The sequence below is a fragment of the Mycobacterium sp. NPDC004974 genome (assembly GCF_053600815.1).
The window spans coordinates 1-22,741 of sequence record NZ_JBSGAQ010000004.1; the positions used below are offsets into that span (position 1 = coordinate 1).

Annotated in this window: 25 protein-coding genes; 23 read left to right on the forward strand and 2 right to left on the reverse strand. The window is 66.3% G+C overall.

Translation table 11 applies throughout. From position 1 onward, the window contains the following. The first annotated feature begins 513 nt into the window (after positions 1-513). The gene (locus tag ACWEFV_RS10790; RefSeq protein WP_450070175.1) at positions 514-1,680 is read left to right on the forward strand and encodes an acyl-CoA dehydrogenase family protein; all 1,167 of its coding nucleotides are present in this window, start codon (positions 514-516) and stop codon (positions 1,678-1,680) included. 16 nt (positions 1,681-1,696) lie between these two features. On the opposite strand, the gene ACWEFV_RS10795 is transcribed toward ACWEFV_RS10790, so the two are convergent. Further along, positions 1,697-2,254, reverse strand: coding sequence for a type 1 glutamine amidotransferase domain-containing protein (locus ACWEFV_RS10795; RefSeq protein WP_450070176.1), 558 nt, complete (start codon positions 2,252-2,254; stop codon positions 1,697-1,699). Between the two features lie 177 nt (positions 2,255-2,431). Between ACWEFV_RS10795 and ACWEFV_RS10800 the strand changes: the two genes are divergently transcribed. Genes ACWEFV_RS10800 through ACWEFV_RS10835 form a run of 8 tightly spaced genes read left to right on the forward strand, consistent with a single transcriptional unit; the run spans position 2,432 to position 10,067 of the window. After that, positions 2,432-3,535 (forward strand): homogentisate 1,2-dioxygenase, encoded by a 1,104-nt coding sequence (locus tag ACWEFV_RS10800; RefSeq protein WP_135453371.1) that lies wholly within the window; start codon positions 2,432-2,434, stop codon positions 3,533-3,535. Between the two features lie 2 nt (positions 3,536-3,537). Next, positions 3,538-4,737 carry an alpha/beta hydrolase family protein gene (locus ACWEFV_RS10805; RefSeq protein WP_450070177.1) on the forward strand — a complete coding sequence of 400 codons (1,200 nt, stop codon included), beginning with the start codon at positions 3,538-3,540 and terminating at the stop codon, positions 4,735-4,737. Beyond that, positions 4,734-5,936 (forward strand): CaiB/BaiF CoA transferase family protein, encoded by a 1,203-nt coding sequence (locus ACWEFV_RS10810; RefSeq protein ID WP_450070178.1) that lies wholly within the window; start codon positions 4,734-4,736, stop codon positions 5,934-5,936. The genes ACWEFV_RS10805 and ACWEFV_RS10810 overlap by 4 nt, the downstream gene beginning before the upstream one ends. A gap of 1 nt (position 5,937) precedes the next feature. Continuing rightward, positions 5,938-6,840: a hydroxymethylglutaryl-CoA lyase gene (locus ACWEFV_RS10815; RefSeq protein ID WP_450070179.1), complete on the forward strand. Its 903-nt coding sequence runs from the start codon at positions 5,938-5,940 to the stop codon at positions 6,838-6,840. A 7-nt stretch (positions 6,841-6,847) separates the two neighbouring features. Next, on the forward strand, positions 6,848-7,459 hold the full coding sequence (locus ACWEFV_RS10820; RefSeq protein ID WP_450070180.1) for a TetR/AcrR family transcriptional regulator: 612 nt from the start codon (positions 6,848-6,850) through the stop codon (positions 7,457-7,459). Positions 7,460-7,492: 33 nt separating this feature from the next. Continuing rightward, complete coding sequence (locus ACWEFV_RS10825; RefSeq protein WP_450070181.1) at positions 7,493-8,737, forward strand: acyl-CoA dehydrogenase family protein; 1,245 nt, start codon at positions 7,493-7,495, stop codon at positions 8,735-8,737. Then, positions 8,734-9,714 carry a phosphotransferase family protein gene (locus ACWEFV_RS10830; protein ID WP_450070182.1) on the forward strand — a complete coding sequence of 327 codons (981 nt, stop codon included), beginning with the start codon at positions 8,734-8,736 and terminating at the stop codon, positions 9,712-9,714. The genes ACWEFV_RS10825 and ACWEFV_RS10830 overlap by 4 nt, the downstream gene beginning before the upstream one ends. Then, a complete protein-coding gene (locus tag ACWEFV_RS10835; RefSeq protein ID WP_450070183.1) occupies positions 9,711-10,067 on the forward strand; it encodes a DUF6285 domain-containing protein in 357 nt (118 codons plus the stop codon). Before ACWEFV_RS10830 ends, ACWEFV_RS10835 begins: the two co-directional genes overlap by 4 nt. 98 nt (positions 10,068-10,165) lie before the next feature. On the opposite strand, the gene ACWEFV_RS10840 is transcribed toward ACWEFV_RS10835, so the two are convergent. Next, on the reverse strand, positions 10,166-10,801 hold the full coding sequence (locus tag ACWEFV_RS10840) for a class I SAM-dependent methyltransferase (protein WP_450070184.1): 636 nt from the start codon (positions 10,799-10,801) through the stop codon (positions 10,166-10,168). Positions 10,802-10,859: 58 nt separating this feature from the next. On the opposite strand from ACWEFV_RS10840, the gene ACWEFV_RS10845 reads away from it, so the two are divergent. The 14 genes from ACWEFV_RS10845 (at position 10,860) to nuoK (ending at position 22,741) form a co-directional block, all read left to right on the forward strand. Beyond that, positions 10,860-11,249, forward strand: coding sequence for a nuclear transport factor 2 family protein (locus tag ACWEFV_RS10845; RefSeq protein ID WP_450070185.1), 390 nt, complete (start codon positions 10,860-10,862; stop codon positions 11,247-11,249). Positions 11,250-11,288: 39 nt separating this feature from the next. Further along, on the forward strand, positions 11,289-11,804 hold the full coding sequence (locus ACWEFV_RS10850; protein ID WP_450070186.1) for a YceI family protein: 516 nt from the start codon (positions 11,289-11,291) through the stop codon (positions 11,802-11,804). A gap of 64 nt (positions 11,805-11,868) precedes the next feature. Further along, a complete protein-coding gene (locus tag ACWEFV_RS10855; RefSeq protein WP_450070187.1) occupies positions 11,869-12,267 on the forward strand; it encodes an Rv3143 family two-component system response regulator in 399 nt (132 codons plus the stop codon). A 173-nt stretch (positions 12,268-12,440) separates the two neighbouring features. Continuing rightward, on the forward strand, positions 12,441-12,809 hold the full coding sequence (locus ACWEFV_RS10860) for an NADH-quinone oxidoreductase subunit A (RefSeq protein ID WP_055112226.1): 369 nt from the start codon (positions 12,441-12,443) through the stop codon (positions 12,807-12,809). Beyond that, positions 12,800-13,354: a NuoB/complex I 20 kDa subunit family protein gene (locus ACWEFV_RS10865; RefSeq protein ID WP_029106617.1), complete on the forward strand. Its 555-nt coding sequence runs from the start codon at positions 12,800-12,802 to the stop codon at positions 13,352-13,354. The genes ACWEFV_RS10860 and ACWEFV_RS10865 overlap by 10 nt, the downstream gene beginning before the upstream one ends. Continuing rightward, the gene (locus ACWEFV_RS10870) at positions 13,351-14,058 is read left to right on the forward strand and encodes an NADH-quinone oxidoreductase subunit C (RefSeq protein WP_450070188.1); all 708 of its coding nucleotides are present in this window, start codon (positions 13,351-13,353) and stop codon (positions 14,056-14,058) included. Before ACWEFV_RS10865 ends, ACWEFV_RS10870 begins: the two co-directional genes overlap by 4 nt. Next, a complete protein-coding gene (nuoD, locus tag ACWEFV_RS10875; protein ID WP_135453358.1) occupies positions 14,058-15,362 on the forward strand; it encodes an NADH dehydrogenase (quinone) subunit D in 1,305 nt (434 codons plus the stop codon). Before ACWEFV_RS10870 ends, nuoD begins: the two co-directional genes overlap by 1 nt. A 61-nt stretch (positions 15,363-15,423) precedes the next feature. Beyond that, a complete protein-coding gene (gene nuoE, locus ACWEFV_RS10880) occupies positions 15,424-16,152 on the forward strand; it encodes an NADH-quinone oxidoreductase subunit NuoE (RefSeq protein ID WP_450070189.1) in 729 nt (242 codons plus the stop codon). Beyond that, positions 16,149-17,465: an NADH-quinone oxidoreductase subunit NuoF gene (gene nuoF / locus ACWEFV_RS10885; protein WP_450070190.1), complete on the forward strand. Its 1,317-nt coding sequence runs from the start codon at positions 16,149-16,151 to the stop codon at positions 17,463-17,465. Before nuoE ends, nuoF begins: the two co-directional genes overlap by 4 nt. Before the next feature lie 47 nt (positions 17,466-17,512). Beyond that, a complete protein-coding gene (locus ACWEFV_RS10890; protein WP_450070191.1) occupies positions 17,513-19,915 on the forward strand; it encodes an NADH-quinone oxidoreductase subunit G in 2,403 nt (800 codons plus the stop codon). Then, positions 19,912-21,135, forward strand: coding sequence for an NADH-quinone oxidoreductase subunit NuoH (nuoH, locus tag ACWEFV_RS10895; protein ID WP_450070192.1), 1,224 nt, complete (start codon positions 19,912-19,914; stop codon positions 21,133-21,135). Before ACWEFV_RS10890 ends, nuoH begins: the two co-directional genes overlap by 4 nt. After that, the gene (gene nuoI, locus ACWEFV_RS10900) at positions 21,128-21,652 is read left to right on the forward strand and encodes an NADH-quinone oxidoreductase subunit NuoI (protein ID WP_135453353.1); all 525 of its coding nucleotides are present in this window, start codon (positions 21,128-21,130) and stop codon (positions 21,650-21,652) included. Before nuoH ends, nuoI begins: the two co-directional genes overlap by 8 nt. 32 nt (positions 21,653-21,684) lie before the next feature. Beyond that, a complete protein-coding gene (locus tag ACWEFV_RS10905) occupies positions 21,685-22,437 on the forward strand; it encodes an NADH-quinone oxidoreductase subunit J (RefSeq protein WP_450070497.1) in 753 nt (250 codons plus the stop codon). A gap of 4 nt (positions 22,438-22,441) precedes the next feature. Further along, positions 22,442-22,741, forward strand: coding sequence for an NADH-quinone oxidoreductase subunit NuoK (gene nuoK, locus ACWEFV_RS10910; RefSeq protein ID WP_450070193.1), 300 nt, complete (start codon positions 22,442-22,444; stop codon positions 22,739-22,741).

Sequence of the window (22,741 nt, forward strand, 5' to 3'; positions counted from 1 at the left end):
CACCGTCATGCGGCGGGCCCAATGGCCACGAATCTTGTCAATGAAGGTCATACTGCGAATCCATCCGTCTTCCGGTCATTACGCCATTTGCGCGATCAGCGATCAGCATCGCCCAGCGACACCGCAGCGACGGAGTCACTGCACTGTCACGCCCGCTCGCCCGAGCCGGTGCCTCTGAAGAGCGGACCGAAGAATTCAGTTGTTGCGCCATGAGTAAATCACGGGCCCACGACGGTGGAAAACCCGCCGCGCGCCGCCGAACTGCATATCTACGGATTCAAAAAAGTGAATTCGGCTTTATCTATCACGCGCACCCAGTTGATCTACCTGGGAAAACGCCGCCAACCCCCGGTCCGCGCCCACCGCACTCGATGAACGCCGATGCCTTTCTGTTCACAACTGGTGTCCGGAGGGTTATCCGATCGTCGCCAACCGGTTTTCGAAATGCCCGCTCAGCGCCTTCCGCCGGGCCACCAACTCGACCATACTAAAAAGTATGGTAGTTTTCGGACCATGACGTCACCCCCCATCACTGAGCGCTCCATCACCGCCGAATTCGTCGCACGACTGGCCGAGCGGGCCGCTGAAGCCGAAGAGCTGCGCCGGCTTCCCGACGCGACGGTGACCGAACTTGTGGAATCCGGTTTCACCGAACTCCTGGTGCCCGCCCGCTACGGCGGTCAGCAGGCAGATTTCCCGGCGGTCCTGGATCCCGTGCGCCGAATGGCCCATGGCTGCACGTCGAGCGCCTGGACCATCGGCTTCCTGGCACTGCACAACTGGATGCTGGCGCTGTTCGGTGAGCAGGCCCAGGAGGAGGCGTTCGCGAGCCGACCGTTCCTGGCCCCGGCCCCACTCGCGCCGACCGGACGCGGGCTGCCGGCCGACGGCGGGATCCGCCTGACCGGCAGGTGGTCCTGGGCCACCGGCGTCATGCACGGCAACTGGATCATCGTCGCCGCGCTGTGCGGCCCCGACGATGCGCTGTATCCGGCGCTGGCGCTGCTGCCGATCAGCGACGTGACCGTGGCCGACGTGTGGCACACCGATGGCATGCGGGCCACCGGCTCCAACGACGTCATCGCCACCGACGTCTTCGTGCCGGAGCACCGACTGGTGAAAGTGCTCGACATCTATTCCGGCACGGCCCCGGGCGCCGGATTACACGACAGCTCCTCCTACCGCTGGCCGATGGTGCCCGCCCTGGCCCTGCTGGCAGCGATGCCCGCGCTGGGCAGCGCCGAGCGGGTCACCGAGATCTACGCGCAGCGCCTCGGCGAACGAGTGCTGCCCTACGAAGGCGTCATACAGAAGGACAAGCCGATCGCTCAGGCCCATCTGGCCGGGGCGCAGGTGCGGGTGCGGGCGTTGCGCGCCCTGCTGGCCGACACCGTCGGCGAGATCGAGGCCATCGTGGCGGCCGGAGACTCGGTGGACAAGCCGGTGCGCGCGCAGGCCCGGCTGTCGGCCGCGCATATCGTCAGCGAGTCCAAGGCGGTGATCGCCGATCTACTGGGCGCAGGCGGCGCGAGCATCCATTTCCTGTCCAGCCCGCTGCAGCGGTTCAAGCGCGACGTCGACGTCCTGTCCGGCCACGTGGTGTTCGACTACGACACCAGCCGCGAGCTGGCCGGTGCATTGACGCTGGGCATGAAGATCCCCCGAACGTCCATGATCTGACGGGGTCGACCGGCGCTCACGTCTGGGCCGGTGTGCACGCCAACGCCTCGATGATCACCTCACAGAACGCGGGCAGATCGCCGGGGGCGCGGCTGGTGATCAGGTTGCCGTCGATGCAGACCTGCCGGTCCACCACGGTGGCACCGGCGTTCCCGAGATCCGTGCGGATACTCGGATAGCTGGTGAGCGTGCGGCCGCGTACCACGTCCGCCTCGACCAGGGTCCACGGTCCGTGGCAGATCGCCGCGACGGGCTTGCCCGATCGGACGAAATCGCGGACGAACGCCACCGCAGACTTGTCGAGCCTCAATCTGTCCGGATTCACGGTCCCCCCGGGCAGGATCAGCGCGTCGAACTGATCGACCTTCGCCTCGGCAACCGTGCGGTCCACCGGAAAGGTGCCCGCCGGTTCGAGATCGTGATCACGAGCCTGGATTTCACCGGCCCTCAGTGACAGCAGCTCGACGTGACCGCCCTCGTTCTCGACGGCCGCGCGGGGTTGTTCGAGTTCGATGCGCTCCACACCGTCGGCGGCAAGAATCCCGACCCTGCGGCCTTCCAATTCCTTTCTCATGACAGTCCTTTCGTTGACACCGACGGGCAGCATCGAGCCTGGGCGCCCGCTGGAGGGCTACCCCGGGAAGCCGAGCCCAAAACGCGGAAGTTCAGTCCGCAGAACCCCTTGTCACCGGCTTTAACAAAAAGTAAAGTCACTTTCAGTTTTTTGCCCCGCACCTTTCAGGAGTCGAGCATGGAATCCTTCGTCCACCTGCGTAAAGGCAAGACCCCGAAACGGGTGCATGCCGACCTCGACGGCCTCAAGGACGACGAACTCGGTCGCGGCGGTTTCGTCGGCCGGACCGCCAACATGTACCGGCGCAATGACCCCACCGCCTACCGCACCGTCGGCCCGCTGCGCCCCACCGACGTTTTGTCCAGTGAGCTCAAGCCCAGCGACGCCACCGATGCCCAGGGCGGCCCGCTGCTGATGTTCTCCAACGCCGACTGCCAGGTGCTGCTGAGCCGGCGTACCGAGGAGATGCCGTTCTTCGTCCGCTACGTCGACGGCGACCTACTGTTGTTCGTCCACAAGGGATCGGGCCTCCTGGAGACCGAGTTCGGCCCGCTGCGTTACCGCGAGGGCGACTGGGTCTACATCCCGAAGGCCTGCACATTCCGCCAGGTGCCGGACACCGAGAGCACGTGGCTCATGATCCAGGCCACCGACGATTTCCGGGTTCCGCCGGCCGGCACCCTGGGCCGCCACTTCCCGTTCGACCCGGCGCAGGTCACCATTCCAGAGCCGCAGCCGATCGACGACGGCGTCGGGCCGCAGGACGCCGGAGAATACGAGGTCCGTCTGATTCATGAAGGCGGGCCGACTTCGCTGTTCTACCAACACAATCCCCTTGACGTGGAAGGCTGGCGGGGCGACAACTTCCCGTTCACCTTCAATATCGAGGACTACACCGTCATCACCTCCGAGAGCGTGCACCTGCCACCGACCGTGCACCTCTTCATGCAGGCCACCGGTGTGTACGTGATGAACTTCCTGCCCAAGCCCGCCGAAACCGTGCCGGGCACCGAGCGCACCCCGTGGTATCACCGCAACGTCGACTACGACGAGATCGCGTTCTTCCACGGTGGTTCGCTGTACGGCATCCCGATGCCGCCCGGCCTGGTTTCCCATGCACCACAGGGTGTTCACCACGGAGCCCCGGAGAAGGCGCGGGAACGTGCCCGCCGAAAGTTCGACGACTACGACCGCGTCGACTGGTCGGTGATCGCCATCGACACCCGCCGCCGTCTCATCCCGTCCGCCGAAATCCTCGCCAACGATCTGGGGCAGCACTAGAGATGACAACTGTTGAAGCGCCTGTGAAGCACGAATACGACCGCATCCCGTATCTGGTTGCCTACCAGAACAACTCGTCGGTGCGCGACGTGTACGGCGGCGTCGCAGAACTCGTCGTGCTGGAGAGCTACCTGCTGCGGCCCAAGTCGAAGTCCTCAGATACGGTGCTGGTGTTCATGCACCCGATCGGCGGCGGCGCGTACCTGCCCATGATCAATGCCCTGGCCCGCGCCGGACACCACGTCATCTACTGCAACAGCCGGTTCCGGGGCACCGACTCGGCACTGCTCATGGAGAAGGTGGTCGAGGATCTCGGCGAGTGCATCAAGGACGCCAAGCACCGACTGGGCTACGACAAGGTCGTCCTGGCCGGATGGAGTGGCGGCGGGTCGCTGTCGGTGTTCTACCAACAGCAGGCCCAGCATCCGACGGTGACGGCGAGCCCGTCCGGTGACGGGCCAGACCTCACCAAGCTCGGCCTGATCCCCGCCGACGGAATCATGCTGTTGGCCGCGCACATCAGCCGGCACGGCACGATGACCGAATGGATGGACGCGTCCATCCTCGACGAGAACGACCCGACCAAGCGGGACCCGGAACTCGATCTCTACGACCCGGACAACCCCAACCAGCCGCCCTACACGCCGGAGTTCCTGGAGCGTTACCACCAGGCCCAGATCGCCCGGAACCGGCGAATCACCAAGTGGGTCAAGGAAAAGCTGGCGGAACTCAAGGCCGCCGGACGTCCCGATGACGAGTTCGCCTTCGTCGTGCACGGCACCATGGCGGACCCGCGGTGGCTGGACCCCACCGTCGACCCCAACGATCGCCAACCCGGTACGTGTTATCTGGGTGATCCCCAGGTGGTAAACATGAGCCCGGTCGGCCTGGCGAGATTCTGCACGCTGCGCAGCTGGCTATCGCAGTGGAGCTACGACGACGCCAACGGTGACGCGGTCAAGGCCGGGCCGGATATCGCGGTCCCCGCCCTGGTGATCGGCAATCTGGCCGACGACGCCTGTACGCCCAGCCACACCCGCCGGCTGTACGAGGCGATCGGCCATTCCGACAAGGAGATGCACGAGATCCCCGGAGCCAACCACTACTACTCGGGCCCGGATCAGCGCGACACTCTCCGCCAGGCCGTCGCGATCTGCACGGATTGGCTGCACCGGCACGGATTTTCGCTGGATCCGGCATGACCACCGGACCTTTGGACGGCATCAGGGTGATCGAGCTCGGCACCCTGATCTCGGGTCCGTTCGCCGGCCGCCTGCTCGGCGACATGGGTGCCGAAGTCATCAAGATCGAACTGCCGGCCACCCCGGATCCGCTGCGCACCTGGGGGCAGGCCGAGCTCGACGGGCACCACTTCTTCTGGACCGTGCACGCCCGCAACAAGAAGGCCGTCACCCTGGACCTTCGGACCGCCAAGGGCCGCGAGTTGTTCCTCGAGCTGGTCGACCGGTCGGACATCATCGTGGAGAACTTCCGGCCCGGCACCCTGGAGAAGTGGAATCTGGGCTACGACGTTCTGCGCGAACGCAATAAGGGCATCATCCTGGTGCGGGTGTCCGGATACGGACAGACCGGGCCGGACGCCGGCAAGGCCGGCTATGCCTCGGTGGCCGAGGCGTCGAGCGGGCTGCGGCACATGAACGGGTTCCCCGGCGGCCCCCCGCCGCGGCTCGCCCTGTCGCTGGGCGACAGCCTGGCCGGCATGTTCGCCGCCCAGGGCGCCCTGGCCGCGCTGTACCGGCGGACCGTCACCGGCGAGGGGCAGATCGTCGACACCGCGCTCACCGAAAGTTGTCTGGCGATACAGGAATCCACCATCCCCGACTACGACATCGGCGGGGTGGTACGCGGGCCGTCGGGCACGCGGCTGGAAGGTATCGCGCCGTCGAACATCTACCAGAGCGCCAACGGCAGCTGGGTGGTGATCGCCGCCAATCAGGACACCGTGTTCCGCCGGCTGTGCGCGGCGATGGGGAGCCCCGAGCTGGCAACCGACGATCGATTCGCCAATCACGTTGCCCGCGGCCGCAATCAGGACGAGCTGGACAAGATCATCGGCGATTGGGCCGGCAAGCGGCAGCCGGAGGAGATCATCGAAACCCTGTCGCAGGCCGGTGTGATCAGCGGGCCGATCAACACCGTGGCCGAGGTGGTGGAAGATCCGCAACTGCAGGCCCGCGGGATGATCGCCGACCACTTCGATGAGCGGATCGGACGGACCGTAAAAGGCCCCGGCGTCGTCCCGGTGCTCTCCGAATCACCCGGCACGATCCGCAACGCCGGCTCAGCCCGGCCGGGCCAGCACAACGACGAGGTGTACGGCGACCTGCTCGGGCGCAGTGCACAAGACCTGGAAACCCTGCGCGCAGAGGGGGTGCTGTGAGATGAACCTGCCGACGAAGGTCGATATCCGCGAGGTGTGCCTGCGGGACGGCCTGCAGATCGAGACGCCGATTCCGTTGTCCGCCAAAGTTGCGATTCTCGAAGCCATCGTCGCGACCGGGGTACGGGAGGTGGAGGCGACGGCGTTCGTCTCGCCCTCGAAAGTACCGGCACTGGCCGATGCGGCCGAACTCGCCGAAGAACTGCACAGGTTCCCCGAGGTGGAGTTCTCCGCGCTGGTGGCCAGCCCCAACGGCGCCAAACGCGCCATCGCCGCCGGCCTACGGTCGATCGAGTACGTGGTGTCCGCATCGGACGCCCACTCCCATTCCAACGTGGGACGCACCTCGGCCGAGGCCACGGCACAGATCGCCGACATCGTGGCCATCGCGGGTGACAGCGACACCTCGGTGGAGGTGATCATCGCCACCGCGTGGGACTGCCCGTTCGACGGCCCGACCGATCCGCAGCGGGTGCTCGACATCGCCTCGGCTGCCGTCGGTTTCGGCGTGACCCGGATAGCCATTGCCGACACCATCGGCACCACCACCCCGCGCCGGGTCAGCTCGTTGATCGAGCAGGTCCGGCCGCTGATCGGTGATCTGCCGCTGGGGGCACACTTCCACAACACCCGCGGAGCGGGCCTGGCCAGTGCCTACGCGGCCGTGCAGTCCGGGGTCACCCGCCTGGATGCGTCGGTCGGCGGTTTGGGCGGCTGCCCGTTCGCGCCGGGTGCCAGCGGCAACATCGCCACCGAGGACCTCGTCTACATGTTGCGCGACAGCGACATCGCGGTCGATGTCGACCTGACCGCCGCCATCGAGGCGGCCCGTGTCGCCCAGGACGCCGTGGGCCATGAGCTACCCAGCGCGCTGCTGCGGGCCGGCGACCGGATCCTGGGCTGAGGCGTCGATGACCGCTGCCGAGCTGGGTACCAAAGGCCGCCAGACGCGGTCTGCCATCGAACTGGCTGCGCGGAAGCTGTTCGCCGAGCGCGGCTTTCACGGCACGACCTTGTCGGACATCACCTCGGCTGCAGGCAAGAGCCCGGCGGTGTTCTACCGGTATTTCACCGACAAAGAGGACCTGCTGGCGGCGCTGGCGGAATCGTTCCTGCACGACGTCGTCGAACCGTCCGGCCTGAACCTGCACCTGCCGGACTCCCCTGACGACACCGAGTTCTTCACCACGGTGGTCACCGGCTACTGGAACATCTTCAAACAGAACATCGGCATCATGATCGCGGTCGCCCAACTGGCGGCCACCCAGCAGCGATTCGCCGACGTGCAGAACAAGTTCCGCCGGTTCGGTATCGACATCGTCATCGCATCGGTGCACCACGCCCAGGGACAGGGCCACGCTCAGGGACTGCAGCCAGAGCACGTCGGCGCGGCCATCGCCTTGTTGTTCGAGAACTTCACCACGGTCTTTGTCGGCCAGTCCGGGTTGGGTATCGAGATCAGCGATTCCGACGCCATCGCCACCCTGTCCACCATCTGGAAGAGAACCTTGTACGGCTTCTGACCCGAGCTTCCGACCCGAGAAAGAGAGATCATCGTGGATTTCGCTTTGCCCGACCATCTTTCGACTGTGCTTGCCGAGATGGACGAGTTCATCGAGGCCGAGATCAAGCCGCTTGAGCGCGAGCACATGCAGTACTTCGACCAGCGCCGCGAATACGCCCGCACCGACTGGGAGAACGGCGGAGTGCCCGCCCGGGCCTGGGAGGATCTGCTCGACGAGATGCGTCGCCGGGCCGATGCCGCCGGATGGCTGCGCTACGGTCTGCCCGCCCGGTTCGGCGGGCGGGACGGCAGCAACCTGGATATGGCGGTCATCCGGGAACACCTGGCGCACAAGGGCCTCGGGCTGCACAACGATCTGCAGGACGAGTCCTCGATCGTGGGAAACTTCCCGCAGGTGATCATGATGGATCGGTTCGGCACCGAGGCGCAGAAGGCCGACTGGGTCGAGGCGATGCTCACCGGCAAGCGTTCGATGGCCTTCGGGTTGACCGAGCCCGACCACGGATCGGATGCCACCTGGTTGGAGACGACGGCGGTCCGAGACGGCGACGGTTGGATCATCAACGGCCGCAAGCGGTGGAACACCGGGGTACACCGCGCCACCCACGATCTGATCTTCGCCCGGACCTCCGGCGAGCCCGGACAGGCCCGTGGCATCAGCGCATTTCTGGTGCCCACCGATTCACCGGGTTTCACCGTCCCGTTCTACTGGTGGACGTTCAACATGCCGACCGATCACGGCGAGGTCGAGTTGAACAACGTACGGGTGCCCGACGACGCGGTGCTCGGCGAGGTCGACCGGGGCTTGGAGGTCGGGCAGACGTTCCTGCACGAGAACCGGATTCGTCAGGCCGCAAGCAGCCTGGGCGCGGCCCAGTTCTGCATCGACCGCGCAGTGGACTACGCCAACCGGCGCATGGTGTTCGGCAAGCCGCTGGCGGTGAACCAGGCCGTGCAGTGGCCGTTGGTGGAATTGCAGACCGAAGCCCAGATGGTCAGGCTGCTCGTCCGTTACGCCGCGACGCAGTTGGACCAGAACCACCACATGGAAGTGTCCGACAAGGTGTCGATGGCCAACTACCGCGCCAACCGCCTGGTGTGCGAAGCCGCCGATCGGGCCATGCAGGTGCACGGTGGCATCGGCTACAGCCGTCACGAACCGTTCGAGCACATCTACCGCCACCACCGGCGCTACCGCATCACCGAAGGCGCCGAAGAGATCCAGATGCGCCGGGTGGCGCAGCGGCTGTTCGGGTTCGGCAAGGCCAAGCGGTGACCGAGACCGGCCTGCTCACCTCCCGGCTGGTCGATGTTCTCACCCCCGTGCTCGGCGACGGGGTGGCCGTGGAGAACCTGCGTGAGCTGACCGGCGGAGCCAGCCGCACCACGTGGTCCTTCGACGCCATCACGGACTCGGCTCGGCGCCCGCTGATCCTGCGCACCGGCGCACCCGATGAGGTACATGCCGGGATGGAGCTGGAGGCCGGCGCTCAACGGGCGGCGGCTCTGGCCGGGGCGCCGGTCCCCCACGTACTGATCGCCGATAATTCCGTTGCCGCGCTGGGTGATCCCTTCCTGATCTGTGACTTCATCGCTGGCGAGACCATCGTGCGACGCATTCAACGCACGCTCGACGATGACGGCCGGGCCCGGCTGCTCACTCAGTGCGCACAGGCGCTGGCTGCCATCCATCGGGCCGAGCCGCCCGCGCTACCCGGCCTCGTCGAGCAGGACCAGATATCCCAATGGCGGGAGCAGCTCGACGAGATGTGCGATACCACAGCCACTTTCGAGTGGGTGTTTCGCTGGCTGGCCGCGAACCGGCCGCCCGCGTCGCCGCTGCGGTTGGTGCACGGTGACTTCCGGATGGGCAATGTGATCGTCGACGACTCAGGCCTGGCCGCGGTACTGGACTGGGAGTTGGTGCACCTCGGCGAGGTGTACGAAGACCTGGCCTGGTTCTGCATCCGGGCCTGGCGGTTCGGGGCTCCGCCCGCCCTCGGGGCAGGCGGGCTTGGCAGCATCGAGAGCTTTCTGAACGACTACGAGGAAGCCGGCGGCGTCACCCTCGACAGGTCCGCGATCCGCTGGTGGCTGGTGCTCGCCACGCTGCGCTGGGGTGTCATCTGCCGCTATCAGGCAGAACGACACCTGAGCGGGCAGACCCCGTCGGTAGAGCTGGCGACGATCGGGCGTCGAGTCTGTGAGACCGAGTGGGACCTGTTGTGTCTGCTGGACGGGAGCAGCTGGTGAGCAACCTGTACGGACGGCCGACCGCGGCCGAACTCGTCGCCGCGGTCGCGGAATTTCTCGACACCGAGGTGCGCGACAGTGAGACGGTCGCAGCTCCGGTGAAATTTCAGGCCAGGGTCGCCGCCAACGCGCTACGGATGGTCGAACGCGAACTGCTGGCCTCCGACACCCCTGCTGCGGCCACCGCCTCGTCTGAGGCCCTGGCCGGGGTCGGGTTCACCGATGAGGCCGCGCTGGCGGCGGCGATCCGCGCCGGCGAACTCGATGACCGGGCCGACGACGTCACCGCCTGCCTACGCATCCTGGTGCGTCAACGGCTTGCCGCCGCGCATCCGGGTTACGACGAACCGTGACTCCCCGTCGCGCCGAGTTCTACACCACGGTCGTGGGCGCCGCGCCGGCACAGCCCTGGTGTAGAACTCGGCGTGCGTCGGGAAGGCCGCCGGAGCCGTCAGAGCCTGCGGATCCGGGCCAGCCACGCCGGCTCGTCCACCCGGGCTCCGACCTGCTCCCCCAGCGCCTCGGCATGGGCCGCACCCACCACGCCGCGGTATGTCGTGGTGTCCAGCGCCTCCAGCTCCCAGCCATCGGCGAAGGCCTGGCGGATCACCTCGGCGCTGACCTGGGGTCCGAACCCACGACCCGCGTCGGACAGCGCCAGGACGTGCACCGTCGCACCAGGCCGGGCTACCCGGTGCAGGCTGGCCACATAGCGCGGCCGGTCGGCATCGTCGAAGACATGAAACAGCGCACTGTCGACGATCGTGTCGTAACGCGGGTCCTGCTCCGCACCGAGGCGGGTCGCGTCGGCGACGGCGAAATGCGCGTCGATGCCACGCTGCGCGGCGTTCTCCCGGGCCTGGGTGACGGCCTGTTCGGAGAAGTCGATACCGAGGACGTCGTACCCGAGCCGGGTCAGCAGCATGGTGTGTTCACCAGCGCCGCAGCCGACATCGAGCACCTTGCCGCCCACACGACCGGTGCGTTCCAACTCGACGATGGCCGGTTGCGGCTCGCCGATGACCCAGGGCGCGGTCCGGGACTCGTAGGCTTCGTCGAACAGCGACTGTGCAGGCGTGGAGTTCATGATTCGAGTCTGAAACCTGAATAGCCATTGAGGTCAAGCCCTACCCGAGGAGCCGATGATGTCCCCTGCCGAAGTCGAACTCATCGACGACGTCGCGCACCGACTGTTCGACGCGATCGAGCGCGGCGACAAGGCCGGTGTAGCTCAGCTGTGGGCCGATGACGTCGTCGTATGGCACGCCGGCGATTCCAGGGACAACGACCGGCCCCGCGCGTTGAAAGTCATCGACTGGTTCATCAACGCCACCCGGGAGCGCCGCTACGAGGTGTTGGACCGGCAGTTCTTCGACGGCGGATTCGTCCAGCAGCACCTCCTGCACGCCGGCGCACCTGACGGCACATTGATCGCATTGCGGGTGTGCATCGTGATCAAAGTGGGTACCGACGGTCTGATCCACCGCATCGACGAGTACTTCGATCCGAAGGACATCGCGCCGCTGCTCACCTGACCCGAGCCGTTCATCCGGCCCGACAAGACTGGAGATGGCATGGCCACGATCAGCGACATCCTCACCGCGAGCGCCGGGAACTGGACACTGGTTCCGGATCGGTCCGCCGTGACGTTCCGGAACAAGACACTGTGGGGCCTGTCGACGGTCACCGGGCGGTTCACCGAGTTCACCGGTGAAGGCTCCGCCGGCGCCGGGGTGAACGGCCGGGTGGTGATCGCCGCGGCATCGGTGCGCACCGGGATCAGCAAGCGGGACAACCATCTGCGATCCGCCGACTTCTTCGACGCCCAGGCCCATCCCGGCATCACGATGGAGGTGACGGGTTTGGGCCCGTCCGACGACAGGGTGCAGTTGACGACGGTCCTGACGGTTCGCGGAGTGTCGAAGCCCATCGATTTACCGGTCGATGTGCAGGTCCTCGACGACGGCGCGCTGCGGCTGTCGGGCCAGTGCCAGGTTCAACGAGACGACTTCGGCGTGTCGGGAGACCTGCTGGGGATGGTCGGTCCGACCACAGTCCTGTCCGGTGAACTTGTGTTCACCCGAGTCTGATGCCCCACAACAGGATTCGCTGAGTTGTCCGGCCTACGGGGCCCCGCGCAGTAGCATCGGCATCATGGCCGGCCCCGCGCCGCTGCACATCCTGGTGTACAGCGACAACCCGCGCACCCGCGAACAGGTACGTCTCGCACTGGGCAAACGCGTGCATCCGGAACTGCCCGAACTGGAATACGTGGAGATCGCCACCGCACCGATGGTGATCTCGCGGATGGACGCCGGGGGTATCGACCTGGCCATCCTCGATGGTGAGGCCACCCCGGCCGGGGGCATGGGCGTCGCCAAACAACTCAAGGACGAGATCGCGAATTGCCCGCCGATCCTGGTGCTGACCGGGCGTCCTGACGATGCCTGGCTGGCTAGCTGGTCACGGGCCGAGGCGGCCGTGCCGCACCCGATCGATCCGATCCGGTTGGGCGATGCGGTGGTGTCGCTCCTGCGCACCCCGGTCCAGTAACCCTTTTTCGAATTGCCGTGTTGCCGTTGATTGTTCGCGGCATGGCTCTGGCCGCAGCGACACGCTGCCCCGATATGAAACGATACTAACCAAAATGTGTGGCGCAGGCCGCAAACCTCGCTAGGCTGTGGGTTAGCTCACATCGACAGCCCACCGAGGGAGCGATAAGTGGCATGAATCTATACACGCCCATCTTGGTTCTCGGAGCGATCGCGGCGGCGTTCGCCGTGGTTTCCGTGGGGATCGCGCTCGTCATCGGCCCGCGCCGCTACAACCGGTCCAAACTCGAGGCCTACGAATGCGGTATCGAGCCGATGCAGCCCGGCGCCGCCGGCGTGACCGGCCAACGCATGCCCATCCGGTATTACCTGACCGCGATGTTGTTCATCGTGTTCGACATCGAAATCGTCTTCCTCTATCCGTGGGCGGTGGCCTTCGACAACCTCGGGTTGTTCGCGCTGGTGGAGATGTTGCTGTTCATGCTCACGGTGTTCGTGGCGTACGCCTACGTCTGGCGGCGAGGAGGCCTGAATTGGGACTAGAGGAACGTCTGCCCGGTGGAATCCTGCTGTCGACGGTCGAAGCGGTCGCGGGATACGTGCGCAAGGGGTCGTTGTGGCCGGCCACCTTCGGCCTGGCCTGCTGCGCAATCGAGATGATGTCGACGGCCGGACCGCGTTTCGACATCGCCCGGTTCGGGATGGAACGATTCTCGGCGACGCCGCGGCAGGCTGATCTGATGATCGTGGCGGGCCGGGTGAGCCAGAAGATGGCACCGGTGCTGCGGCAGATCTACGACCAGATGGCCGAGCCGAAATGGGTGCTGGCCATGGGGGTTTGCGCCTCCTCAGGCGGCATGTTCAACAACTACGCAGTGGTCCAGGGCGTCGACCATGTGGTGCCCGTCGACATCTACCTGCCCGGCTGCCCACCACGACCGGAGATGCTGCTGCACGCAATCCTGAAGCTGCACGACAAGATTCAGCAGATGCCACTCGGGGTGAACCGCGAGGAGGCGATCCGGGAAGCCGAGAAGGCAGCGCTGGCGGTCACACCCACCATCGAACTCAAGGGTCTGCTGCGGTGAGCACGGCCAACGGAAGCACCGAGAGCACCGGGGCGGGCACAGGCCAGGGGCCCGAGGTGATCGCGACGCGCCGCGGCATGTTCGGCGCCTCGGGCACGGGCGACACGTCGGGGTACGGCCGGCTGGTGAGTTCGGTGGCACTACCCGGTAGTTCCCCGCGCCCCTACGGCGGGTATTTCGACGAGGTGGTGGACCTGCTCACCGAAATCCTCGGCGAGGAGCGCTATGCGGTGTCGATCGAGCGCGTGGTGGTTCATCGAGATGAGCTGACCCTGGAGGTCAGCCGGGTTCAACTACCCGCTGTGGCCAGCATTTTGCGCGATGATCCCCAATTGCGGTTCGAGCTGTGCCTCGGTGTGAGCGGTGTCCACTACCCCGACGACACCGACCGTGAACTCCATGCGGTCTACCCCCTGATGTCGATCACCCACAACCGCCGGATTCGGCTGGAAGTCGCGGCGCCCGACGCGGATCCGCACATTCCGTCGCTGTATACGGTCTATCCGACCACCGACTGGCACGAACGCGAGACCTACGACTTCTTCGGCATCGTGTTCGACGGGCATCCGGCGTTGACCCGGATCGAGATGCCCGACGACTGGGTCGGCCATCCCCAGCGCAAGGACTATCCGCTGGGCGGTATTCCGGTCGAATACCACGGCGCGCAGATCCCGCCGCCCGATCAGCGGAGGTCCTACACCTGATGAGTACCGAATCCCCCGTCGTGGTGGTCGGCGGACAGGACTGGGACGACGTGGTGGCTGCGGCCCGCGAGCATGCCGGCGAACGCATCGTGGTCAACATGGGTCCTCAGCATCCGTCGACCCACGGGGTGCTGCGGTTGATCCTGGAGATCGAGGGCGAGATCATCACCGAAGCCCGTTGCGGCATCGGCTATCTGCATACCGGCATCGAGAAGAACCTGGAATACCGCAACTGGACGCAGGGCGTCACGTTCGTCACCCGGATGGACTACCTCTCGCCGTTCTTCAACGAAACGGCGTACTGCCTGGGTGTGGAGAAGCTGCTGGACATCACCGACGATATCCCGCCGCGCGCCAGCGTGATCCGGGTGATGCTCATGGAGCTCAACCGGATCTCCTCGCACTTGGTGGCGCTGGCCACCGGCGGGATGGAGCTCGGCGCGATGAGCGCGATGTTCTACGGATTCCGGGAACGTGAAGAGATCCTGCGGGTCTTCGAGTCGATCACCGGCCTGCGGATGAACCATGCCTACATCCGACCGGGCGGGCTGGCCGCCGACCTACCCGACGATGCGGTGAGCCAGATTCGCGCGCTACTCGATCTACTGCCGAAAGGCCTGCAGGACTTGGAGGATCTGCTCAACGAGAACTACATCTGGAAGGCCCGCACGGTCGGTGTCGGATATCTCGACCTGACCGGGTGCATCGCGCTCGGGATCACCGGCCCGGTGTTGCGCTCCACCGGACTCCCCCACGATCTGCGTCGTGCACAACCGTATTGCGGTTACGAGGACTACGAATTCGACGTCATCACCGATGACCGCTGCGACTCGTACGGCCGGTACATCATCCGGGTCAAGGAGATGCGCGAGTCGTTGAAGATCGTCGAGCAGTGCGTCGCCAAACTGGAGAAACTCGGCCCCGGTCCGGTGATGATCACCGACAAGAAGCTGGCCTGGCCGGCCGATCTCAAGCTCGGCCCGGACGGGCTGGGCAACTCCCCCGAGCACATCGCCAAGATCATGGGCCACTCCATGGAGGGGCTGATCCATCACTTCAAGCTCGTCACCGAGGGCATCCGGGTACCGGCCGGGCAGGTGTACGTCGCGGTGGAGTCCCCGCGCGGGGAGCTCGGGGTGCACATCGTGTCCGACGGTGGCACCCGGCCGTACCGCGTGCACTACCGCGACCCCTCGTTCACGAATCTGCAAGCGGTGGCGGCGATGTGCGAGGGCGGCATGGTGGCTGACGCCATTGCCGCGGTGGCGTCGATTGATCCGGTCATGGGTGGAGTTGATCGCTGATGAGCGCTTGCGCGAAGAGGAAACCGGGCAGGAGCGCTTGCGCGAAGAGGAGACAGCACGGATGAGCGACGTATTCATTCAACTGGGGCAGCGCCCCGATGAAGCGGGCCCGCCGATCAACGGGCCCGCGGCGTATCCGGATGAGGTGACGGCCCGGCTCAGCGCCGACGCCGAGCAGATCACCGCCCGCTATCCTGACGCCCGTTCCGCCCTGCTGCCGCTGCTTCATCTGGTGCAGGCAGAGGACGGTTGCCTCACACCTGCCGGAATCGGTTTCTGCGCAGCGCTGTTGGGCCTGACCGATGCCGAGGTCACCGCGGTGGCCACGTTCTACTCGATGTACCGGCGTACCCCTACCGGCGACTACCTCGTCGGCGTCTGCACCAACACGCTGTGCGCGATCATGGGCGGCGACGCGATTCTGGACGCACTGCAGGATCATCTCGACATCCACGCTGGGGAAACGACTGCGGACGGCCGGGTCACCCTCGAACACATCGAGTGCAATGCGGCATGCGACTACGCCCCGGTGGTGATGGTCAACTGGGAGTTCTACGACAACCAGACTCCGTCGTCGGCACGAGATCTGGTGGACGGCTTACGTGGCGGGACGCCCCCGGCACCGACGCGCGGGGCACCACTGTGCACCTTCCGGGAAACGGCGCGCACCCTGGCGGGCCTGACCAATCCGCACGTGTCGGGCGGCGCCCCCGGCACAGCGACCCTGGCCGGCCTGCGTGAAGCCCACAAACGCGGAATGTCCGCTCCTGAGGCAGGTCCGATCGAATGACCGCACTGACCCCGGTACTCAGCCGATTCTGGGACGAACCAGAACCGTGGACGTTGGACACCTACCGCCGCCACGACGGTTACCGCGGGCTGCAGCGGGCCCTGGCGATGGGGCCCGACGACGTGATCGCGCTGGTGAAGGATTCCGGACTGCGCGGACGCGGCGGCGCCGGGTTCCCGACCGGGACCAAGTGGTCGTTCATCCCGCAGGGTGAAGACGGCGCGGGGGCCAAGCCGCACTACCTCGTGGTCAACGCCGATGAGTCGGAACCCGGTACGTGCAAGGACATTCCGCTCCTGCTGACCACCCCGCACTTCCTGGTCGAAGGTGTGATCATCGCGGCGTACGCGATCCGGGCCCGCCACGCGTTCATCTACGTGCGCGGTGAGGTGGTCCCGGTGCTGCGGCGTCTGCAGGCCGCGGTCGCCGAAGCGTATGCGGCCGGATATCTGGGCACCGACATCCTCGGCTCTGGCTTCGATCTGGAGCTGACCGTGCACGCCGGTGCGGGCGCCTACATCTGCGGCGAGGAGACCGCGCTGCTGGATTCCCTGGAGGGCCGGCGTGGCCAACCGCGGTTGCGGCCACCGTTTCCCGCCGTCGCGGGCCTGTACGCCTGCCCGACCGTCGTCAACAATGTCGAGTCCATCGCCAGTGTCCCGCCGATCCTGGTCAACGGGGTGGACTGGTTCCGGTCGATGGGTTCGGAGAAATCCCCCGGCTTCACGTTGTATTCGCTGTCGGGCCACGTCAACCGGCCCGGCCAGTACGAGGCACCGCTCGGGATCACGCTGCGCGAACTGCTCGATTATGCCGGCGGTGTTCGCGACGGGCACACCTTGAAATTCTGGACCCCGGGCGGTTCGTCGACACCGCTACTCACGGCCGAACACATCGACGTGCCACTGGATTACGAGGGTATGGCCTCCGTCGGGTCCATGCTCGGCACCAAGGCGCTGCAGATCTTCGACGAGACCACCTGTGTGGTGCGGGCCGTACGGCGCTGGACCCAGTTCTACGCCCACGAGTCCTGCGGAAAGTGCACACCGTGCCGCGAGGGCACCTACTGGCTGGCCCAGATCTATGCCCGGCTGGAAACCGGTGCGGGTAGCCAGGCCGATATCGACAAGCTGCTCGACATCGCCGACGGCATCTTCGGAAAGTCCTTCTGCGCATTGGGAGACGGTGCGGCCAGCCCGATCATGTCCTCGATCCAGCATTTCCGGGACGAGTATGTGGCGCACCTGGACGGTGGGTGCCCGTTCGATCCGCACGCTTCGACGCTGATGGCGACCGAAGGGGTGGGTGCGTAGATGTTTCTCACCGCGAGATTTCTCACCGCGAGGAAAGGGGGCCGTACGTGACATTGGCTGAGCCGACCAAGGACGCCCCGCCGGTGGAGATGGTGTCGCTGACCATCGACGGTGAGCAGATCAGTGTCCCCAAGGGCACGTTGGTGATCCGCGCCGCCGAGCTGATGGGTGTCCAGATCCCCCGGTTCTGCGACCATCCGCTGCTCGATCCGGTCGGGGCGTGCCGACAGTGCCTCGTCGAGGTCGAGGGTCAGCGCAAACCGATGGCCTCGTGTACCACCACGGTCAGCCCGGACATGGTCGTACACACCCAGTACAGCTCCGAGGCCGCCGACAAGGCACAACGCGGCGTGATGGAGCTGCTGCTGATCAACCATCCGCTGGACTGCCCCGTCTGCGACAAGGGCGGCGAATGTCCCTTACAGAACCAGGCGATGTCCAACGGGCGCCCGGAAACCCGGTTCGAGGACGTCAAGCGGACCTACCCCAAGCCGATCAACATTTCCGCACAGGTACTGCTGGACCGCGAACGGTGCGTGTTGTGCGCACGCTGCACCCGATTCTCCGCGCAGATCGCCGGTGACCCGTTCATCGAGCTGCTGGAACGCGGTGCGCTGCAACAGGTCGGCATCGCCCCGGGGGAACCGCTCCAGTCCTACTTCTCCGGCAACACCGTGCAGATCTGTCCGGTGGGGGCGCTGACCGGGACGGCCTACCGGTTCCGGGCCCGGCCGTTCGACCTCGTCTCCAGCCCCAGCGTCTGTGAGCACTGCGCGTCGGGTTGCGCCCAGCGCACCGACCATCGACGCGGAAAGGTACTGCGCCGCTTGGCCGGCGATGATCCCGAGGTCAACGAGGAGTGGAACTGCGACAAGGGCCGGTGGGCATTCACCTACGCGACGGTCGGTGACCGGATCACCACGCCGCTGATCCGTGAAGACGGTGCGTTACGACCGGCTTCGTGGTCGGAGGCGCTGACGGTGGCCGGAGCGGGCCTGCTGGCCTCCGGTGCAAACACCGGCGTGCTGGTGGGCGGGCGCTGCACTGTGCAGGATGCGTACGCGTACTCGAAGTTCGCTCGAATGGTGCTGGGCACCAACGACATCGACTTCCGTGCCCGCCCGCATTCCGGCGAGGAGGCTGCTTTCCTCGCGGCACACGTCGCCGGGCATCCCATGACACTGCGCTACGCCGAACTGGAGAAGGCGCCGACCGTGCTGCTCGTCGGGCTGGAGCCCGAAGAGGAATCCCCGATCGTCTTCCTGCGCCTGCGCAAGGCCGCCAGAAAGAACGGCCTGCAGGTACTCGCGGTGGCCCCGTTCGCCAGCCGTGGCCTGACCAAGATGGCGGGCACACTGGTCCCGACGGTCCCTGGGGCCGAAGCTGGCGCGCTGGAGGCGCTGGAAACCGATGAGCGGTTGCGTCGCCCCGGTGCGGTGATCCTGGTGGGTGAACGACTGGCAACCTCGCCCGGTGCGCTGTCGGCCGCGCTGCGGCTTGCCTCGGCCACCGGCGCCCGGCTGGCCTGGATTCCACGCCGGGCCGGTGAGCGCGGCGCCCTGGAGGCCGGTGCCCTGCCCAACCTGCTGCCCGGCGGCCGCCCCGTCGACGACGCCGACGCCCGGGCCCAGACCGCCGCGGTGTGGAACACGTCCGACCTGCCTGGCACCGCGGGCCGCGACACCACCGCCATCCTGGCCGCGGCCGCCGACGGAACGCTCTCGGCACTCATCGTCGGCGGTGTCGAGGTCACCGACCTTCCCGACCCTGCCGCCGCATTGGCGGCGCTGCGCGCCACTCCGTTCGTGGTGAGCCTCGAGTTGCGTGAGAGTGAGGTCACCGAACTGGCCGACGTGGTCTTCCCCGTGGCGCCGGTGGTGGAGAAGGGCGGCGCATACCTCAACTGGGAAGGCCGGATTCGCCCGTTCCGACCGGCCTTGCAGACCAACGCCGTCCCCGACCTTCGCGTCCTGCACTACCTGGCCGACGAGATCGGCGTCGATCTCGGCCTGACCGGACCCGAGGCCGCCGACGGCGAGCTGGCCGGGCTCGGCACCTGGACCGGACCCCGCGCCGCCGAACCGTCGGCCGTGCCCACACCGCCCCCGACCCCGGGCCCCGGGCAGGCCGTGCTGGCCAGTTGGCGCCAGCTCCTGGACGCCGGACGCCTTCAAGACGGCGAACCGTATCTGGCCGGCACCGCGGTAAGCCCCGTGGTGCGCCTGTCCCCGGCCACCGCCGCCGAACTCGGTGCGACAGCGGGAGATCCGGTGACCGTGAGCACCGACCGCGGCGCCGTCACGCTGCCGCTGTCGGTCACCGAGATGCCCGACCGGGTGGTGTGGCTGCCCACCAATTCCCCGGGATCAGCGATTCATCGCCAACTCGGGGTGACCGCCGGGGCCTTGGTCTCGATCGCACGGGCCTCGATCGCGCGGGCCGACTCATGAAGTACCCCGATCCCACCCTGTTCGGTCACGACCCATGGTGGCTGATCCTGGCCAAGGCGCTCGGGGTGTTCGTCTTCCTGCTGCTCACCGTGCTCGCAGCGATCCTGATCGAACGTAAGGTGCTGGGCCGCATGCAGCTGCGACCCGGCCCCAACCGCGTCGGTCCGTGGGGTCTGCTGCAGTCCTTGGCCGACGGCGTGAAACTCGCCCTCAAGGAAGGGCTCGTTCCTGCAGGTGTAGACAGGCCGATCTACCTACTCGCACCGATCATCTCGGTGATCCCCGCCTTCATGGCTTTCGCGGTGATCCCGATGGGCGGCGAGGTGTCGGTGTTCGGTCACCGCACCGCACTGCAATTGACCGATCTCCCCGTGGCGGTGCTCTACATCCTCGCTGTCACCTCCATCGGGGTGTACGGGATCGTTCTGGCGGGTTGGGCATCCGGGTCCACCTACCCGCTGTTGGGTGGCCTGCGATCCAGCGCCCAGGTGATCTCCTACGAGATCGCGATGGCATTGTCGTTCGCCGCGGTGTTCCTCTACGCCGGCACCATGTCCACCTCCGGCATCGTCGCGGCGCAGGACCGCACCTGGTACGTGTTCCTGCTGCTGCCGTCGTTCGTGGTGTACGTGACCTCGATGGTGGGCGAAACGAACCGGGCGCCTTTCGATCTGCCCGAGGCCGAGGGAGAACTGGTCGGCGGATTCCACACCGAGTACTCGTCGCTCAAGTTCGCCATGTTCATGCTCGCCGAGTACGTGAACATGACGACCGTCTCCGCTCTGGCCACCACGATGTTCCTCGGCGGCTGGCATGCGCCGTTCCCGTTCAACCTGATCGACGGCGCCAACAGCGGCTGGTGGCCGCTGCTGTGGTTCACCGCCAAGGTGTGGACGTTCATGTTCATGTACTTCTGGCTTCGGGCCACCCTGCCCCGGTTGCGCTACGACCAGTTCATGGCGCTGGGCTGGAAGGTGCTCATCCCGGTGTCCCTGGTCTGGATCATGGTCGTCGCTGTCACCCACAGCCTGCGCGAGCACGGTTACCACAACTGGGCCACCGGCCTGGTGACCACCGCGGTAGTGGTCGTCGCGGTGCTGGCCGTCGCGCTGTGGAAGGCACTGCGGGCCAGAACCGTTCAGCCGATACCGCAGCAGAGCGCCGGCGCCTATCCGGTACCGCCGCTGCCGAACGCTGGAAAGGAGGCCGTCGATGCCTAAGTTCCTCGACGCCTTGGCCGGATTCGCGGTCACGTTCAGTTCGATGTTCAAAAAGACACTCACCGAACAGTATCCCGAAGAACCGGGTCCGGTCGCGCCGCGCTATCACGGCCGCCATCAACTCAACCGCTACCCCGACGGCCTGGAGAAGTGCATCGGCTGCGAGTTGTGCGCCTGGGCCTGCCCGGCCGACGCCATCTTCGTCGAAGGCGCCGACAACACTGACGCGGAACGGTTCTCGCCGGGTGAGCGCTACGGCCGGGTGTACCAGATCAATTACCTGCGCTGCATCGGGTGCGGATTGTGCATCGAGGCCTGCCCGACCCGTGCCCTGACCATGACCAACCAATACGAGATGGCCGACGACAACCGGGCAGATCTGATCTGGGGTAAGGACAAGCTGCTGGCTCCGCTGCAACCCGGCATGCAGGCGCCCCCGCATGACATGGCGCCGGGCAGCACCGACGACGACTACTACCTCGGCCGGATCAACCCCCTGACCGAGGACGTCCCGTGAGCCCCGACGTCGCACTGCTCGCCGCGGAGCATATTTCGCGGCTCGCCGCGGCGGAAGGCGCGGCGAGGACATCGACGTCGGAAGCAGTTCTGTTCTGGATCCTCGGGACCGTCGCGGTGCTCGGCGCCATCGGAGTGGTGGCGGCACCGAAAGCCGTGTACTCCGCGGTCTTCCTGGCCAGCACCATGATCTCGCTGGCAGCGCTCTACATCGCCCAGGACGCTCTGTTTCTCGGTGTGGTGCAGGTGGTGGTCTACACCGGCGCGGTGATGATGCTGTTCCTGTTCGTGATGATGCTGATCGGAGTCGACCTGTCCGAATCCTTCGCCGAAACGCTACGCGGCCAACGCCTTGCGGCGCTCGCCGCAGGCACCGGATTCGGGATCCTGTTGATCGCGGGGATCGGTAACGTTTCGGTCGCCGGATTCACCGGGCTGGCGCAGGCCAACAGCGGCGGCAACGTCGAGGGGCTCGCAGCGTTGATCTTCACGCGGTACCTGTGGGCGTTCGAGTTGACCAGCACATTGCTCATCACCGCGGCCCTGGGTGCGATGGTGTTGGCCCATCGGGAACGGTTCGAGCACCGCAAGACCCAACGCGAGCTGGCGGTCGAACGCTTCCAGGCCGGCGGGCATCCGACCCCGCTCCCCAATCCCGGTGTCTACGCGCGGCACAACGCCGTCGACGTCCCGGCGCGGCTGCCCGATGGCTCCGATGCAGCATCATCGGTCAGCGCCATTCTGCCGCAGCGCACGATGAGTAACTCGCCGAACGGGGAGGGGTGATGCGATGAATCCCGACAACTATCTCTACCTGTCGGCACTGATGTTCACGATCGGCGCATCGGGAGTGCTGTTGCGACGCAATGCCATTGTGATGTTCATGTGCGTCGAGCTCATGCTCAACGCCGCCAATCTGGCGTTCGTCGCTTTCTCTCGCATGCACGGCCAGCTCGACGGCCAGGTGGTCGCGTTCTTCACCATGGTGGTCGCCGCCTGCGAGGTGGTGGTGGGCCTGGCGATCATCATGACCATCTTCCGCACCCGCCGTTCGGCCTCGGTCGACGACGCCAGTCTGCTGAGGCACTAA

Coding starts and splice junctions, on each gene's coding strand:
- ACWEFV_RS10790 (WP_450070175.1), top strand. CDS start 514: ATGACGTCACCCCCCATCACTGAGCGCTCCATCACCGCCGAATTCGTC.
- ACWEFV_RS10795 (WP_450070176.1), bottom strand. CDS start 2,254: ATGAGAAAGGAATTGGAAGGCCGCAGGGTCGGGATTCTTGCCGCCGAC.
- ACWEFV_RS10800 (WP_135453371.1), top strand. CDS start 2,432: ATGGAATCCTTCGTCCACCTGCGTAAAGGCAAGACCCCGAAACGGGTG.
- ACWEFV_RS10805 (WP_450070177.1), top strand. CDS start 3,538: ATGACAACTGTTGAAGCGCCTGTGAAGCACGAATACGACCGCATCCCG.
- ACWEFV_RS10810 (WP_450070178.1), top strand. CDS start 4,734: ATGACCACCGGACCTTTGGACGGCATCAGGGTGATCGAGCTCGGCACC.
- ACWEFV_RS10815 (WP_450070179.1), top strand. CDS start 5,938: ATGAACCTGCCGACGAAGGTCGATATCCGCGAGGTGTGCCTGCGGGAC.
- ACWEFV_RS10820 (WP_450070180.1), top strand. CDS start 6,848: ATGACCGCTGCCGAGCTGGGTACCAAAGGCCGCCAGACGCGGTCTGCC.
- ACWEFV_RS10840 (WP_450070184.1), bottom strand. CDS start 10,801: ATGAACTCCACGCCTGCACAGTCGCTGTTCGACGAAGCCTACGAGTCC.
- ACWEFV_RS10845 (WP_450070185.1), top strand. CDS start 10,860: ATGTCCCCTGCCGAAGTCGAACTCATCGACGACGTCGCGCACCGACTG.
- ACWEFV_RS10850 (WP_450070186.1), top strand. CDS start 11,289: ATGGCCACGATCAGCGACATCCTCACCGCGAGCGCCGGGAACTGGACA.
- ACWEFV_RS10855 (WP_450070187.1), top strand. CDS start 11,869: ATGGCCGGCCCCGCGCCGCTGCACATCCTGGTGTACAGCGACAACCCG.
- ACWEFV_RS10860 (WP_055112226.1), top strand. CDS start 12,441: ATGAATCTATACACGCCCATCTTGGTTCTCGGAGCGATCGCGGCGGCG.
- nuoD (WP_135453358.1), top strand. CDS start 14,058: ATGAGTACCGAATCCCCCGTCGTGGTGGTCGGCGGACAGGACTGGGAC.
- nuoE (WP_450070189.1), top strand. CDS start 15,424: ATGAGCGACGTATTCATTCAACTGGGGCAGCGCCCCGATGAAGCGGGC.
- nuoF (WP_450070190.1), top strand. CDS start 16,149: ATGACCGCACTGACCCCGGTACTCAGCCGATTCTGGGACGAACCAGAA.
- nuoH (WP_450070192.1), top strand. CDS start 19,912: ATGAAGTACCCCGATCCCACCCTGTTCGGTCACGACCCATGGTGGCTG.
- nuoI (WP_135453353.1), top strand. CDS start 21,128: ATGCCTAAGTTCCTCGACGCCTTGGCCGGATTCGCGGTCACGTTCAGT.
- nuoK (WP_450070193.1), top strand. CDS start 22,442: ATGAATCCCGACAACTATCTCTACCTGTCGGCACTGATGTTCACGATC.